This window comes from Flammeovirga pacifica (assembly GCF_000807855.2).
In the GTDB taxonomy this organism is placed as follows: domain Bacteria; phylum Bacteroidota; class Bacteroidia; order Cytophagales; family Flammeovirgaceae; genus Flammeovirga; species Flammeovirga pacifica.
This window is the reverse complement of sequence record NZ_JRYR02000001.1, coordinates 3,000,664-3,017,630: the sequence shown is the minus strand read 5'-3', so window position 1 is coordinate 3,017,630 and position 16,967 is coordinate 3,000,664. Positions and strand designations below refer to the sequence as shown.

General features: G+C 33.8%; 14 protein-coding genes. 8 read left to right on the top strand and 6 right to left on the bottom strand.

The window, feature by feature from the left end:
• Positions 1–9: 9 nt before the first annotated feature.
• Positions 10–489, top strand: a complete 480-nt coding sequence (locus NH26_RS11785) for a Dps family protein (protein ID WP_044224140.1) — start codon at positions 10–12, stop codon at positions 487–489.
• 175 nt (positions 490–664) lie between these two features.
• Here NH26_RS11785 and obgE read toward each other — a convergent pair whose 3' ends face one another.
• The 4 genes from obgE to NH26_RS11765 form a co-directional block, all read right to left on the bottom strand.
• Positions 665–1,771 (bottom strand): GTPase ObgE, encoded by a 1,107-nt coding sequence (gene obgE / locus NH26_RS11780; RefSeq protein ID WP_044224142.1) that lies wholly within the window; start codon positions 1,769–1,771, stop codon positions 665–667.
• Positions 1,772–1,997: 226 nt separating this feature from the next.
• Complete coding sequence (locus NH26_RS11775; protein ID WP_044224144.1) at positions 1,998–2,570, bottom strand: adenylate kinase; 573 nt, start codon at positions 2,568–2,570, stop codon at positions 1,998–2,000.
• A 192-nt stretch (positions 2,571–2,762) separates the two neighbouring features.
• Positions 2,763–3,299: an RNA polymerase sigma factor gene (locus tag NH26_RS11770; RefSeq protein WP_242427323.1), complete on the bottom strand. Its 537-nt coding sequence runs from the start codon at positions 3,297–3,299 to the stop codon at positions 2,763–2,765.
• A 115-nt stretch (positions 3,300–3,414) separates the two neighbouring features.
• A complete protein-coding gene (locus NH26_RS11765) occupies positions 3,415–5,193 on the bottom strand; it encodes an ABC transporter ATP-binding protein (RefSeq protein ID WP_044224146.1) in 1,779 nt (592 codons plus the stop codon).
• Between the two features lie 273 nt (positions 5,194–5,466).
• Between NH26_RS11765 and NH26_RS11760 the strand changes: the two genes are divergently transcribed.
• The 7 genes from NH26_RS11760 to NH26_RS11730 all read left to right on the top strand — a co-directional run bounded on the left by NH26_RS11760 (position 5,467) and on the right by NH26_RS11730 (position 13,615).
• Positions 5,467–5,985: a MarR family winged helix-turn-helix transcriptional regulator gene (locus NH26_RS11760; protein ID WP_044224148.1), complete on the top strand. Its 519-nt coding sequence runs from the start codon at positions 5,467–5,469 to the stop codon at positions 5,983–5,985.
• A 66-nt stretch (positions 5,986–6,051) separates the two neighbouring features.
• Positions 6,052–8,460, top strand: a complete 2,409-nt coding sequence (locus tag NH26_RS11755) for a 3-hydroxyacyl-CoA dehydrogenase/enoyl-CoA hydratase family protein (RefSeq protein ID WP_044224150.1) — start codon at positions 6,052–6,054, stop codon at positions 8,458–8,460.
• Positions 8,461–8,498: 38 nt separating this feature from the next.
• Entirely contained in the window at positions 8,499–9,677 is a 1,179-nt protein-coding gene (locus NH26_RS11750; RefSeq protein ID WP_044224153.1) for an acetyl-CoA C-acyltransferase, read from the top strand.
• Positions 9,678–9,948: 271 nt separating this feature from the next.
• Positions 9,949–10,917, top strand: a complete 969-nt coding sequence (locus NH26_RS11745) for a hypothetical protein (protein ID WP_139263026.1) — start codon at positions 9,949–9,951, stop codon at positions 10,915–10,917.
• Positions 10,898–11,725: a DUF6048 family protein gene (locus NH26_RS11740; protein WP_044224157.1), complete on the top strand. Its 828-nt coding sequence runs from the start codon at positions 10,898–10,900 to the stop codon at positions 11,723–11,725. The genes NH26_RS11745 and NH26_RS11740 overlap by 20 nt, the downstream gene beginning before the upstream one ends.
• A 104-nt stretch (positions 11,726–11,829) precedes the next feature.
• Positions 11,830–12,546, top strand: coding sequence for an outer membrane beta-barrel protein (locus NH26_RS11735; RefSeq protein ID WP_044224159.1), 717 nt, complete (start codon positions 11,830–11,832; stop codon positions 12,544–12,546).
• A 4-nt stretch (positions 12,547–12,550) separates the two neighbouring features.
• Positions 12,551–13,615 carry a PCMD domain-containing protein gene (locus tag NH26_RS11730; RefSeq protein ID WP_071397149.1) on the top strand — a complete coding sequence of 355 codons (1,065 nt, stop codon included), beginning with the start codon at positions 12,551–12,553 and terminating at the stop codon, positions 13,613–13,615.
• Between the two features lie 160 nt (positions 13,616–13,775).
• Here the strand turns inward: NH26_RS11730 and NH26_RS11725 are convergent, their stop codons facing one another.
• Together NH26_RS11725 and NH26_RS11720 are read right to left on the bottom strand one after the other, a co-directional pair.
• On the bottom strand, positions 13,776–16,235 hold the full coding sequence (locus NH26_RS11725) for a DUF6089 family protein (RefSeq protein WP_044224163.1): 2,460 nt from the start codon (positions 16,233–16,235) through the stop codon (positions 13,776–13,778).
• Between the two features lie 68 nt (positions 16,236–16,303).
• On the bottom strand, positions 16,304–16,957 hold the full coding sequence (locus tag NH26_RS11720) for a Rossmann-fold NAD(P)-binding domain-containing protein (RefSeq protein WP_044224164.1): 654 nt from the start codon (positions 16,955–16,957) through the stop codon (positions 16,304–16,306).
• Between the last annotated feature and the right edge of the window lie 10 nt (positions 16,958–16,967).

Here is a 16,967-nt window from a genome sequence, read left to right as displayed (position 1 = left end):
AATATCAAAATGGAAACTTTAAATATTAACGCAATAGGAATAGAAGTTACAACAGCAAGATCATTGGCTTCATCATTAAATGTATTATTAGCTAACTTCCAGATGTACTACCAAAACTTAAGAGGTTTACATTGGAACATTAAAGGAAATAATTTCTTTGAATTACATGCAAAATTTGAAGAATTATATACAGGTGCTAATGATAGAGTAGACGAAATAGCTGAAAGAGTATTAACCTTAGGAGAACAACCATTGCATACATTTTCTGATTATATAGAAGCATCAGAAATTAAGCAAGGAAAAAATATTGTAGACGATCAATCATCAGTAGAATTAGTGAGAAATAATTTAGCGATTTTACTTAAAATTGAAAGACAAGTGATAGCACAAGCAGGAGACGCAAGTGATGAGGGAACTGTTGCACTAATTTCGGAACTAATTAGTGAACAAGAGAAGACCGTATGGATGTTGAATGCTTGGTTAAACTAAAGTATAATTTGCTAGTCAATTTTCATCTCAAACTTTACAACCTAATTATCAATCAGAAGAGCCTCAACATTAAATTGTTGAGGTTCTTTTTTATACAAAAAAGAGCATTTACCTCTTATTGAAATAAATGCTCTTTATGGATATAAACTATCCTTATATTAATTAGAATACGGTATTATTCTTCTTCACCAGCTTCATTTTCCAAATCAATATTATCTTGATATGGATTATAATCTGATAGAGGTTTATCGTAATCTTCTTCAACAAAATCTTCTGTTTCTTCTTCCACACCTTCATTGATAGCTTCCCAAAGCATATCTTTCAATTCAGGAATACCTTTTTGTATCACAGATGAAATAAATACATAAGGAACATCAGGAGGTAAAGTTTCTTTGATTAACTCTTCCAATTCATCATCTAACATATCACTTTTAGTGATTGCTAATAGACGGTTTTTGTCCAAAAGTTCTGGGTTGTATTTGGTCAACTCGTTAACTAGAATTTGGTAATCTTTGGCTACGTCTTCACTATCTGCAGGTACCATAAATAGCAATACAGAGTTTCTTTCAATATGACGTAAGAATCGGATACCTAAACCTTTTCCTTCAGCTGCTCCTTCAATAATACCTGGGATATCAGCCATAATAAACGACTTATTACCATGGTGAGGGATCACTCCAAGATTTGGAACCATAGTGGTAAATGGATAATCTGCAATTTCAGGTTTCGCTGCCGAAAGTACTGAAAGCAAAGTTGATTTACCAGCATTAGGAAAACCTACCAAACCAACATCAGCTAATACTTTAAGTTCAAGAATTACCCATGACTCCTCACAATCTTCTCCAGGTTGAGCATAACGAGGGGTTTGATTGGTAGCCGTTTTAAAATTACGGTTCCCTAAACCACCTTTACCACCTTTCATCAAGATAACTTCTTGTCCAGGTTCTGTTAGTTCGCATATTTTTTCACCAGTTTCTGCATCTTTGGCAATAGTACCAAGAGGAACAGGTAAAATAATATCTTCACCATCTGCACCACTTTTACCTGTACCCATACCACTGATTCCATTGAAACCATGAATATGTTTACGATATTTTAAGTGAAGTAACGTCCAGTGTTGTTTATCAGCTTTTAAGATGATATGACCTCCACGACCACCGTCACCGCCATCAGGACCTCCTTTCGGAACGTGCTTTTCTCTACGGAAAGAAACTGCACCTGCCCCTCCTGCTCCAGAGCGGACAAAGATTTTTACGTAATCAATAAAATTGGATGATGCCATGTCTATATCTTAATTGCTTGATAAATAAGTAGTTGAAGTTTAACAAGTTTAGGTTAAAAATCAGCCGAACGGCAAATTTAGAGAATGTATTTTTTTAAACTATATATTATTAACATCTTTTTGATGTAAGAGGGTAAATTCTTTTAATTTGAGTACAATGGTAGACAAACAAAAAAGCACACGATACAGAGATCATGTGCTTTTTTCTACTGAATTATAATTCAGATTATAGAGATTCAATTGCAGTACAAGCATTTTCGAAAATTTCTTCGATAGTACCTACACCATTAATTGATTTGAATTTTCCTTGTCCTTCGTAGAAATTAGCTACAGGAGCAGTTTTGTTATTGTATTCTTGAACACGGTTACGGATCAAGTCTTCGTTTTGGTCGTCAGTACGGCCAGAAGTTTCACCACGCTTTAAAATACGTTTAGTTAACTCTTCCTCGTCAACCTCTAAAGCTACCATACCAGAAATAGAGATATCGTTACTTGCCATCAATTGGTCTAAAGCTTCTGCTTGAGCTACTGTACGAGGGAAACCATCAAAGATAAATCCGTTACCAGATCTATGATCTTTGATCTTAGAGTCGATCATACCAATAACCACTTCATCAGGAACTAATTGACCTTGGTCCATCAATTCTTTTGCTTTTAACCCTAGTGGAGTGCCTGCAGCAATTTCTCCACGAAGTAAATCACCTGTAGAAAGGTGTGTTAATTCGTACTTCGCTTTGATTTTGTCACTTTGAGTACCTTTACCAGCACCTGGAGGGCCAAATAATACAAGATTGATCATGTTGAAAAGTTTATTTTTGTATTTAATTTATCTTCACGATTTAATTAAGAGATACCCTCTTAAACGGCAAAAGTATAAAAAATACCGAATTAATTGTATGATAACGCCTTGTAATTTAAAATTGATGTCTTGGAAAAAGGAATATTTATCAAATAAGTATCAATAATGCTTTTAAATCGGTTGAAATAAAAATTAAATATTGATTTTGAGGTTGTTCCTTAAAATGCTCAGAGCTTTACTCATTCTTTTTTCTATTGCTTTGACACTAACGTCTAATCGATCACTAATCTCAGCATATGTTAAGCCTTCCATTCTGTTCATTAGAAAGACCTCTTTACTTTTTTCAGGAATCTGATTTATCGTTTTCTCTAGAGTATGTTGAAACTCATTCAATTCCATTTTAAACTCAGGATTGGTTTCAGTTTCTCCGTCTTTTTTATTTTGTTTTTGCTCGAATTGTAACACCACTTTATTGTGTTTGATGTAATTCATAGCAAGGTTATTGGCAATAGTATAAAGATAGGTTTTAGCGGTATCTTTAATAACTTTTTCTCTAGCTTCCCAAAATTTAATATAGGCTTCTTGTGCGATATCTTCTGCTGCATCGATATCGCCTAATTTATAATAAATGAAGTTTTTAATACTTTCGAAATATTGATCAAAAAGTATTTTTAGATCTTGCTCATTTATTTTGGGGTGTTTGGAATCTTTTATGTTTTTAGACGTCACTTTTAGTTGTAAAATGAATAGAGAAGTTGCTTAAAATATAAAAATTAAGCTATTGTAGCTATTATGTAAGATGCTTTCAGTAACTAAATTATAAAATTTTATGGGATTATACTTATTATTCGTTTCCTTTTGATTGTTGATCAAATAAAGTATTGTAATGCCCTTTTATCTCAATTAACTCATCATGAGTACCTTGTTCTACTATTTTACCCTCATGTAAGACAAGAATTTTATCCGCTAATTTTGCAGAAGAAACTCTGTGAGAGATTATAATTGATGTTTTATTACGCATCACTCTCTGAAGGTTATTTAAAATAAGGTTTTCAGTTTTAGTATCAACAGCTGATAAACTATCATCTAGTACCAATACTTTTGGATTTCCTAAGATAGCTCTCGCAATTGTAGTTCTTTGTTTTTGCCCTCCGGATAATGTTATACCTCTTTCTCCTACGAGAGTATCTAAGCCTAATTCCATTTGTTGAATGTTCTCATAAAGGCCAGCGTCTTTTGTTGCTTGAATGATCTCTTCTTCAGAAGCATCAGTTTTAGCAAAGGCAATGTTATTTCTTAATGTATTAGAGAACAAGAATACATCCTGAGGGGCCATGTTTATTTGAGATCGAATATCATGTAAATTGTATTCTTTAAGATCTTTTCCGTCAATAAGTATTTGGCCAGATGTAGGATCGTATAATCGAGAAATTAGGTTGGCAACTGTACTTTTTCCAGAGCCAGTAGTTCCCAAAATCGCTAAAGTTTTCCCAGATTCAATTTCAAATGATAGTTCATTCAATGCTTTAATACCAGAGTCAGGATACACCAAAGAAACTTTATCAAATCTTAAATTACCTTCGATATTAATTTTATCATTTGATGTCGAAACAATATCTGGCGCTTCATTTAAAAACTCATTAATTCTTTTTTGAGAAGCAGCAGCTCTTTGTACAATACTAGTTACCCATCCTAAAGAAGTAACGGGCCATGTTAGTAAAGTCACATACATAATGAACTCTGCAATAACACCAGGCGTAATAGTTCCTTTTTCTACTTCAATGCCACCAACATAAACCGTTAGTATAGTTGATAAGCCAATGAGGAAAAGCATTAATGGATAAAACATAGAGTTGACCTTGGCCAATTCTAACTGTCTATTCTGATATTCAGTAGCATTTTCATCAAACTGAGATAAGGATTCTTTTTCTCTAACAAAAGCTTTAATGACTCTAATTCCAGAAAATGCTTCTTGAACAAACGTAGACATAGAAGACAATTGCTGCTGAATAAGTTCAGATTTTTTATTGATGATATTGTTAACAAAGTAAATACTGATTGAAAGCAAAGGAAGAGGGAATAATGCCCAAAAAGTTAAGGTCGGATTAATACTCAACATGATCCCAATGGTTAATATAAATGAGATCACCATGTTTATTGAATACATAATTGCAGGTCCCAAATACATTCTCACTTTACTAACATCTTCAGAGATCCTAGCCATTAAGTCACCAGTATTATTTCTACGGTAAAAGCTTAAAGTCAATTTTTGATAATGCTCGAAAATATCATTTTTCAAATCATATTCAATCAAACGAGACATCACAATGATGGTCTGACGAACTAAGAAAAGAAAAACACCTCTTAAAAGAGCCATCAATACAATTAGACCTCCATACAACAAAACTGTTTGAAAGAAATCATCAATAAAAACACTGTGTTGAGCGGTTCCTTTTAATAATTCTTGAGTTTTGAAAGTATCAATTACTAAATCTAGAGCATACCTTACTACTTGAGCAGGAGCAATAGCAAAAATGTTAGACACAATCATAAAGATGATCCCTAAGGTCAACCTAAAACCGTATCGAATGATATATTTATTTAAGAAAGCGAGTTCCTTCATGCTTCTTTAAGAAATCTTTTTTGAAAGATAAGTGGGATTATTGTTCACACAAAATATCGAAACACAAATGTAACCAAATAGTTTAAAGTTGATGTTAAAGTGATGTCACGATAAAGGAAATTTAAACTTAAAATCCTCAAAAAATTATATAAGAAGCATTATTTCTAAATAAGTTTTAATATTTCTTTCTAAAATGTTATGCTTGCATACCATTTATTTCTATATTTGAAAACACACACACCAAATAATACATCACAAAAGTAAAATGAAAGCATGGAGGGATTGCGTAGATCTGAGAGAAAGAAGCAGTCAATTGACTTAAGTATCAAAGCAACATGGTTAGGAATATCAAAGATGTACAATCTTTTAGGTCAACCGTATGATATTTCCCACTCAATTGGATTTGTACTATTAAATATAGACCCTATTGATGGTACGCCTGCCACTAAAATTGCTCCTTTAATGGGGATGGAGGCAAGGAGTTTAACTAGAATGTTGAAAAGCTTTGAGGAAAAAGGTTTGATTGTTAGAATTCCTGATCAACATGATAAACGAAAAGTGATTATCAAATTGACGGAATTTGGACAAGCCAAAAGGGAAATGTCAAAACAGACGGTGAAAGTCTTTCAGAGAAGAGTAGAAGAAAAAGTTTCCCCCGATGAATTAGGCGTTTTTTTTCATGTGATGGAACAAATCAATGATGTAATTAAAGACCCTAAAAGGCAGATGTTTGAGGAAATTCGTGATCGATTAAAAGAATTTGGTATCACTGAAGACAAATTGAACAAATAATCTGCAACTATCTATCTCGATTCAATTTTGAATATCCATAAATAAACAACACAAATCGGTAAACCGATGAAGAAAAGAACTATCAGGAAAGTAGCAGTACTTGGCTCCGGTGTTATGGGGTCACGTATCGCATGTCACTTTGCGAATGTAGGTGTCGAGGTCTTGCTTTTAGACATCGTACCTAGAGAATTATCAGAGGCTGAAGCAGCCAAAGGGCTTACAATGGAAAGTAAAGCTTTTCGTAACAAAATTGTAAACGATGCCCTAAAAACAGCATTAAAATCTAAACCGGCTCCTGTATACAAAAAAGGAGTAGAAAAATTAATTTCTACGGGTAACTTTACAGACGATATGTCTAAAATTGCTTCGTGCGATTGGACTATTGAAGTAGTTGTCGAAAACTTAGATATTAAGAAAAAAGTATTTGAGGAAGTAGAAAAATATAGAAAGCCGGGCACCCTTATCACATCTAATACATCGGGTATTCCGATGAAATTTATGTGTGAAGGCAGAAGTGAAGATTTTGTCAAGAACTTCTGTGGTACACACTTCTTTAACCCTCCCCGTTATTTAAGACTATTGGAAGTTATTCCAGGTCCATCAACTGATCAAGAAGTAGTAGATTTCTTGATGAATTATGGTGATGTACACTTGGGTAAAGAAACAGTACTGTGTAAGGATACAGCAGCATTTATTGCCAACCGTATTGGTGTTTATGCGATCATGTCTGGAATGCACACAATTCAAGACATGGGCTTAAAAGTAGGTGAAGTAGATAAACTTACAGGTCCAATTATCGGTAGAGCAAAATCAGCAACATTCAGAACTATGGATGTGGTTGGTCTAGATACTACCGTTAAGGTATCGAATAACCTTTTTGCAGGTTTACCAAATGATGAATCAAAAGATCGATTTGTACTTCCTAAAATAGTTAGTGAACTAAACGATCGTCAGTGGTTTGGTGATAAAACTAAACAAGGTTATTACAAAAAGACAAAAGATGATAACGGTAAAAAAGTTATCCTTGAGTTAAACCTTGAAACGTTTGAGTATGGCCCTAAATCAAAGGCTAAATTCAAAGCATTAGAAGCAGTAAAAGATCTTGAAAATGTAAGAGAACGTATTCCTGTTCTTTTAAATTTTGAAGATAAAGCAGGTGATTTTTATAGAAAAACATTCTACGATATCTTCAGATACTGTACTAACAGAATTCCAGAAATTGCTGACGAATTATTTAGAATAGATGAAGCAGTAGCAGCAGGTTTTGCTTGGGAGTTAGGTCCTTTTGAAACATGGGATTTACTTGGAGTAAAAGAAACGGCTGAAAAGATGGAAGCAGCAGGTGAAAAACCAGCTGATTGGGTGTACGAAATGCTTGAGGCAGGACATACTTCTTTCTATAAAAATGAAGGTCGTCAGAGCTGGTATTATGATATTCCATCGAAATCTTACAAAGTTGTTCCTGGTACAGAGTCTCTTGTAATGTTAGAAACATTGAGAGGAGAAAATGTAGTTTGGAGTAATGCTGGAGCAACATTATTTGATATTGGCGATGGCGTATTGAACCTTGAATTCCACACTAAGATGAATGCTTTAGGGCAAGAAAACTTAGAAGGAGTAAATACGGCAATTTCTATTGCAGAAGAAAAAGGGTATAAAGGCGTTGTAATTGGTAACGAATCTGCCAATTTCTCTGCAGGAGCAAATCTAGCAATGCTATTCATGTTTGCATGTGATCAGGAATACGATGAAATCAATCTAATGATTGCTCAGTTCCAGAAAACAATGATGCGTGCTCGATATTCTTCAGTTCCGGTAGTGGCAGCAACATCAGGATTAGCTTTAGGTGGTGGTTGTGAATTATCAATGCATTGTGATGCAGTTCAAGCACATGCTGAAACCTATATGGGTCTAGTAGAAGTTGGTGTAGGTTTAATTCCAGCAGGTGGCGGTACTAAAGAGTTGGCTCTTCGAGTTTCAGACCAATTAAAATCAGGAGATCCTGAGTACAACCGTTTACAAGATGCATTTATGAACATCGCAACAGCAAAAGTGGCTACTTCTGCTGAAGAAATGCGAAACATGGGCTTCATGAATGAGGCATCAAGAATAACTTTAAACCGTAAACGTGTGATTGCGGATGCTAAAACGAGGGTCTTAGAACTTTCAGCTTTAGGATACGCAGAGAAAAATCAGCGTAGAGATATTAAAGTTCAAGGTCGTGGTGGTATGGCTTTATTCGAGGCAGGTATTGCCGGAATGGAGTATGCAAATTGGGCTTCAGAGCATGACGCAAAGATTGCTAGAAAGCTAAATTATGTGATTAATGGTGGCGATTTATCATCACCAACTTACGTTTCTGAACAATACTTATTGGACTTAGAGCGTGAGGCATTCTTAAGTTTATCAGGAGAAAAGAAAACATTGGAGCGTATCCAAAGTATCATCTTTAAAGGTAAACCACTTAGAAACTAATCATCAAAAATTAACCACAGATCATTAATTAGAGAAAAATGGAAGCTTATATCGTAGCAGGTTATAGAACAGCGATCGGCAAGGCGAAAAAAGGGGGATTTCGATTCACACGTCCTGACGATTTAGCAGCAGATGTTATCCAACATCTAGTCCAAAGTGTTCCGGCTTTGGATCCTACAAGAATTGACGACCTTATTGTTGGTTGTGCAATTCCAGAAGCAGAACAAGGAATGCAAATGGCAAGAATGATTTCATTGTTGGCTTTTGCTCCTGATAATTTAAAGGTACCGGGTGTAACTGTAAACCGTTATTGTGGTTCGGGTGTTGAAACTATTTCAATGGCTGCTGCAAAAATTAGAGCAGGTATGGCTGATTGTATTATTGCAGGTGGTACTGAGTCTATGTCTATGGTTCCAATGATGGGATACAAGACAGGCTTAAATTATAAAATAGCTACTGAGACCCCTCAATACTACCTAAATATGGGTTTAACTGCAGAAGAGGTAGCAAGAGAATACGGAATTGACCGTGACGAAGCGGATGAATTTGCAGTGAAATCTCATGAAAAAGCATTGTCTGCAATTAAAGAAGGAAAGTTTAAAGACGAGATTGTTCCAATCACTGTTAAAGAAACGTATTTGGAAGGTGATCGTAAGAAAACAAGAGAGTTTGTAGTCGATACAGATGAAGGACCTCGAGTTTCTGATGCAGCTGGTTTAGGTCGTTTAAAGCCTGCTTTTAAGCAAGGAGGACAAGTAACCGCTGGTAATTCTTCACAAACTTCGGACGGAGCCGCTTTTGTTATGGTGATGTCTGAACGTTTAGTAAAAGAATTAAAATTGGAGCCTATTGCCAGAATGGTGTCATATGCATCGGCAGGGGTAGATCCTAGAATAATGGGTATCGGACCTGTAGAAGCAATTCCAAGAGCATTGGCTCAAGCAGGTTTAAAAGCGTCTGATATCGATCAAGTTGAATTGAATGAAGCATTTGCCGCTCAATCTTTAGCAGTTATCAAAAATATTGATATTGATCCTAATATCATCAATGTTAACGGCGGAGCGATTGCATTAGGGCATCCACTAGGTTGTACAGGTGCAAAACTCTCAGTTCAATTATTTAACGAAATGCGACGCCGTAATCAGAAGTACGGTATGGTCACTGCTTGTGTAGGTGGTGGTCAAGGTGTTGCAGGTATTTATGAATTATTGAAATAATATACTCGCATAATATATAATTTGAAAGTTGTGAAAAGGGCATTCTTAAGGATGCTCTTTTTTTTATTTAAAAGATCGCTCAAAGAAAAAGTTCCAAAGGGTTTACCCGAATTATTTTCTTGAGTATATTAAAAATGAAGTGGCTTAAAGAGGTATTTAAGTGTCATAAGAATAATAGAGACAGTCTAAATGTTTCTATCTTTTTAAATTAATCATGATCTTAACCTCAATAAATGCTTTTTTATTGAAAAATGACGATTAACTTTGTTCTATGAACTTTAAAAACAATTTGCGGAGGTACGTTTGGTCATTTCTACCTCTATTTATTTTTTTAGTGACACCTTCTTGTAGAGATTGTGATGCCTATTCTAATCCATCATCATATGCATTAGGTGCTTTTTATGATAAAAATAACCCTACATCGGCTGTTAATATTGATTTTGAGTCAATTAATGGGATCGGTGGTGCTGAATTATCACCCATGTCAAATGGTAAGATTTTATTGCCTTTAAAAGTAACGGAACGTCAGACAGGTTTTTCTTTTATTACCTCAGGTCTTACAGATACCACTTATATAGATTATTCTACTACAGTTAAAGTCAATGGCCCTGATTGTGGTGCTTTTGAACAATTTACTGGATTAGGAGTCTCTAGAGATCCAAATGCAGCTGGACAGCCTTCATATTCTGGAGCGACAGGTGCTCTTTTTGATTCAGTAGTGGTTATAAGTAGTACTGTGTCTGCAGATACAGCAAATGAAAATATTCAATTTTTAATTGATATTTGTGATGCAAATACTAAGACTGTTAGTAGAAATTTAATTGTTACTTTCTACGATCTTCAAACAAATAATCCAAGAGAGCTTCAGTTTACCTCAATTCATGTAAAAGGTAAAGATGCTGATCCAATATATACTGATGCTGATAAATTTAGTACTATTTATCTTCCATTAGAATCAAATACGGAAACAATTTTTGAATTTAGGATTGGAGAAGATGATTCAGATCCTAATACAATAACACAGGAATTAAAGGTACGCTTTAATAATTCTACGGTTATAAGTGATGATGAAACAGGTTGTATTTTTACAAATGGAACAGGTTCAGTAACTTTAGTAAGTAATAATATTGAGGGCGACGATTTTATTTTCACAAAAGATTCAATCTTTCAAAAAATGTCCGTGGATAGAAAAACAGTAAACACAAATCCGAATTTCCCTAATGTTAAGTTATATAACTAGATATAAAATAATTTTCAGTCTTTTGTTATCACTTTTTTTGTGTAGTCTGGTTGTCGATGCTCAAACACTTGACGATGATATAGAACAAGGTGAAACAATGGCGGATTCTTTGGATGCTGAACAAGACACAACAGCGGTAGAACCTTGGCCTTTAAATAAAAAAGGAGAACCAAAAGGATCTGGCTATTTCGTCGTGTCAGGAATTCGATTTGGGACAGATTTACGTCCTTTGGTAAGTTCATTATCAGAAAAAGACATGACTGCTTACACCTTTTATGGTGATGTCATGATTAGAAATCAATGGTATGTAACAGCTGAATATGGATACATGGATCGCACACGAAGTAGTGTAGAAACGAATGTGTTTAATTATCAATCTACAGGAAGTTTTTATCGTTTTGGATTAGAATATAATTTGATGAGAAAAGCATCTGTAGATAGTGGCTTGTCTATTGGTTTAAAATATGCAAACTCTACTTTTGATCAATCGGCAGATTATTATAGTACTGGAAATGGTTATTGGGGAGAGGGTGCTACTTTAAAAAGCTTATCAGAAAAAAATGTAAATGTTGATTGGTTTGAATTTGTAGTTAGTCTAAAATTAGCCTTGTGGAAAGGTTTAACAGCTGATTTTGGTTTTGCCTATAATATCAAAAAAGATTTTCCTGCAACAGCAATTACCAAAAACGATATTCCAGGATGGTATTTTAATAAAGATGATCGATCTAGATTAAATTTTCATTATCGTCTTTTATATAGAATTCCATTATTACCACTTTATACTCAGGAACGCCCTAGAAGAAGATAGTTTTTATTACTATTTTTAATTATATCTCTGAAATTGCTTAATTGGTGATATCTATTTTATTAATAGATAAAATCAATTAAATAACACTTACTCTTCAATCTCTTATGACAAAAAGTATTTTTTCAATCTTGCTATTTCTGTGTGGAGGATTTTTATTCGCACAAGAAAATTCAGGTCCAGACCCAAGGTTACTAGATTTTAATAGTAATGAACAAAAAGGACAATGGTATACTTCATTAACTGTACAAGTATCATCTAGTAATGCTTCAGAAGAAGATCAATTTATTAGACAGTTACATGCACAGGATAATGGGAGTTTTGAAATAGGTACCCAAGGGGGATATTTTATTCGAGACTTTTTTATGGTGGGTGTAGAATTTTCATACGACCGTAGACAAAAAAATGAAATATATACCTCTAATAATGTAAGGACACATTTAAAGTCTGTAAGTCAAGGTTTTTACATTGCACCTTTTATTCGAAATTATATTCCTTTATCAAAAAATAGGAGGTTTAGCATATTCAACCAAACATCATTACAAGTTGGGTTCGGAACAGGTTTAAAACAAACAGAAGCTAATGATGATATCGATAAAGTGAAAACAGATAGAATTACTTTAGGTATTGGAATTCAACCAGGTTTAGCTGCTTTCATCGTTGATAATTTTGCTTTTGAAGCATCTGTTGGTCTTTTAGGTTTAGAAATGGATCATTCTCAATCAGTTAAAAATTATACTGAAGAATCAAATAGAACCGATTTTGATCTAAACTTTAAAGTAAACTTACTTCAAATTAAACTAGCTGTGGCTTATTATTTCTAGACTTATGAAAAAAATAAACTATTTAATGGTAATCACTTTTAGTATTGTGTTTACCTCTTGTATTGATTGGGACTATTTTGGGTTATCTTCTAATGGTGAAATAGTAACTTTTGAGTTGGAACAACAATCAGGAACATCTGAGATTGATTCTTTGAATCGTTTAATTTTGGTTCCTTTAGATACTATTGTAGATCGTACAAGTTTAGCCCCAACTAAAATTGTAACATCTAATCTAGCTACCATTAAGCCTGGTGTTGGAGAATCTCAAAATTTTTTAGATACTGTGAATTATGTTGTTACCGCAGAGAATGGTGAACAAACAGTTTGGAAAGTGGCTATTAAAGAAGCCGAAAACCAAGTGCCATTTTCTGATTTTACTACTTGGTTTGAGGAGGAGAGTGGTAATAGCAGCTATTTTTTACCAGGAAATAGTTTAGAATCGTCTCCTTGGCGATCAGGTGATAAAGGAGCTGCAGAGGTAAATATTCCAACTTACCCAAGAACGTTAATTCCTTTACCAAGTGCAGAAAATGCTGAATATGCTAAATTAGAGACTAAAGAACCGATTAAAGGTATTCTTGCAGCAGGATCACTATTTGTTGGAAATATTCAGGGAAGTGGTTTCACAGATGTACAAATTGATTTTGGCTATCCATTTACGAGTAAACCAGTGAGTTTTTCGGTATCAATACAGTATTTACCACAATCTTATCAAAAAGATGGGCAGACTATCATGGATCAAAAAGATGTTTATGTTCTATTACAGGTGAGGGAAGATGGAAAGAGATATCGTTTAGGAACAGCTTGGTTACCTAGGAGTTCAGATGAACTGAGTGAATGGACTGAAATCACTGTTCCATTGGTATTTGGTCAAAGTGATTCTTTTGAATCTTACATGCAGCCATCACCGAGTAAAGAAGAATTACCAGAGGTAGGATATTACTCTGAAACAAATGTTAGACCTACTCATATTATTATCGTTTTTGCATCAAGTGCTGAAGGAGCAGATTTAGTAAGTGGAGGTGTAGGTAGTATTTTAAAAATTAAAGATTTCAAATTGAATTATTAAGATTCATAGAGAAGATAAGTACTAAGTAAAATATCTATTTTTTATAATGTCTATATTTATTTATGTTTCATAATAACGATTGTTTTTAATGTATCGTTTTTTAGTACTTAAAGGTTAATGAAAAAAAGGTTGACTCATAATTCGATGAGTCAACCTTTTTTTATTTACTTTTCGGAGCTAGTTTTATATTATACTTCATAGACTTTACAGTTCTGAACTTTGATAAATCAGGAATAGCATAATTCTTTTTCTCAAAGCCATCTTCTTCAACAAAGAAGTAGTAACGTTTGTTTTTATTGATCTCTAGCTTATAGTTACCTTCACCATCAGATTTAATATAGATGTTTTCTTCTTCGTTAGGAGAGATAAATACTAATTCTATATTTCTAAGAACTTCGCCACTTTCTTTATTGGTAACTTTACCATATAGTTTAACCTTCTTTTCTAGAGGTTCTATCACTAATGTTTTCTCGATATGTTCTTCCCCAAAAATTCCCACTGTAGAGATATCAGTTGCTTTCATACGTTTATAACCAAAGGCAGATGGGAATATTTCATAATTAGATTCATTTGAAATATCAAATTCAAAGCTACCATTATTATCAGTCCTTTTTGTAACCAATGCATTGGTTTCTTTATTCTTTAAACTGACCATGATTTTAGGTAATGGAGATCTAGTGTCCTTAGAAATCACTTTACCTTTTAATTTCATTTCCTCAACCACAAAAAGGTTTTTATGGTCGTCAGTCAGTAACCTAGAAACATTAATTTCTTTTACATTTAATTGATAGATGTCGTTACCACCTTTACCCCCAATTCTATTGGAAGTGAAATATCCTACTCTTTTTACTGGGTTTAAAATCAATCCGTAGTCATCATACTTAGAATTGATTGGTTCACCTAAGTTAGCTATATCAAATGGGTGTCCATCTTTCATTATACACTCATAAAGATCTAAACCACCCATACCATTATGACCATCAGAGGCAAAATAAAGTGTACCGTCTTTATGAATAAAAGGACTTACTTCATCACCTTTAGAATTAATAACTGGTCCTGCATTAATAGGATAGGTCCATTGTCCTTTAAAAAGGTAACTGATATAAATATCGGTTCCTCCATAACCACCATCCATATCTGATACAAAGTAAAGTACTTTACCATCATTACTTATACTAGGTTCAGAAATTGAATAATGTTCATTGTTAAAAGGAAGTTCTTTATTTTCTTTCCAAACATTTTCACCTAAAATATCCATCAAGAATAATTTATGTTGGGCCACTTTTGTATTCGGTAAATCGGCAGAATACATTGTAGCAATCACTTGCTCTTGGTTAATTTGAAATGCAGAATGATGATGAAATTTGTTTAGAACAGTAGTGTCAATATTTACAGGTCTTGTTTGCTCATTTCTATACAGATCGTGTAAAGGAGCATAATAAAGATTGTAGTAAGACTTTCTATTTTTTTTATTGAAATGTTTCCTATCATTTCTATCAGTAGTATAAATTAATCCCCCGTAATAGAAGTTAGGAGATTTTTCTGATCCTTCTGTATTAATTGCTAAATTCTGAATACTGTATCGATCTTTATACTTTGCAAACGTAGAATTATTAGTAGTAGACGCTGTGTTATTTGTTCTTTGGTTGGATCTGTAGGTAATTGGAACATATGTTTCGTTGCTTTTATGTAACCATGAAAGATCTTTTGGAGCTTTATTTTTAGAAAGAATATATCTTAATCTAAAATGAACAGTATTGAATCCATCATTAGAGCTATTACTTCCTCTTTTATCTCCAGGTCCAAACCTTTGATCGGGTACTTGTCTTGGTTCACCTGTCAATACTGCAACACTTTCTCTTGAGCGATCTGCCATTGCCGCGGCCACTTTATTATTTCCAAAATGCGCATCTCCAACATAAGCTCTACTTACATCATCTAAATAATCTGTAGAAGTAAATCTGGCCGTCCATTCAACACCAAGGTCTAATCTTTCGTTAATCTTAAAGTTGGCGCCTATACCGAAAGGAATGGCCAAAGCAGTTGTACTATATCTAGGTCTCGTATTTTCCTTTCCTTGCCCCTCTGTACCTAATGGTCTTAAATGTACCCATGTGTTTCCATAAGGTTCAGTAGTCATTCCTTCTGGATTATGAAACATCAATGTAGCTCCAGTTAAAATATAAGGAGTAACTAACCTTCTTTGGGAGAAGTGACCTGAATGAGGTAGAATATCAAATTGTACTAATCCTGATAATTGAAAAATATCATTTCTAAAGTGAAGGTTTCTATTGTATTCAAAAGTACCAACAGAAGCTGTTTGTGCATCATCACCACTTATTCTTGTCCAACTACCTTCAGCTCTTACAGAAAATCTATGTGATAATCTTTTTTCTAAAGCACTACCAAAACTTCCACCTTTCATATTCCATTGAGATGAAAAAGGAGATCGAGAAGGTGTTAAATCACCAAAATAGTTTCCCCAACCTCCAAAAAAGGTCAAGGCCCAATGTTTGTCTGTTGAAGGAGCAAAATTTCCATTTTTCTGAGCAAAAGAAGAAAAATGAAATCCGAAGAGAAATAAGAATAATAGTAGAAGACTTTTAGTGTAATAGTTCATAAAAAATTATCTCAAGTGATAATAGAATAAAGAAGTTTGATACGAAGTATTAGATGAGAGTACAAAAACTATTCTCCAATTGTCTGAAGTTGATCTGAAGTAAGAATATTTACCTTTTTAGTAGAGGATAAAGCAGTTCTAATCATGCTTTTGGCTACTTTTTTTCCATTAATACCTTGATATTTTTTTGGAATTATAGGTCGAAGAACTTTGTTTAATATTTTACCTAAATCTTCTCCTAATCGAGTTTCATCTCTATCTCCTATCAATAACGAAGGTTGATAGATGTTTAGTACATCAAAATTTAGTTTTATTACTTCTTCTTGAACCTCCCCTTTTACTCTGTTATAATATACTTTTGAATTTTTATTACTACCCATTGCAGTAACTACATTGAAAGATGAAACCTGTATCTTTTTAGATAATTCAGCAAAAGCAATAACAAAATTGTAATCAACTTGATAGAATGCTTCTTTTGAACCAGCTTTTTTCATTGTAGTACCTAAACAGCAAAAAGCATCGGTAATGTCTTCTTTTATTTCAAGATTAGAAATATTATCAAGGTTGGTAATCACCTCAGAAACTTTAATATGTGGCTGGCCAAGTGGTCTTCTGGCAATAGAGATGATCTTACGGTATTGGTCAGATTCAATTAATTCATTAATAAGCGAAGTACCAATAAGACCTGTACCGCCAATTATAAGGGCAATTCTTTGTTTCATACTTTATTAA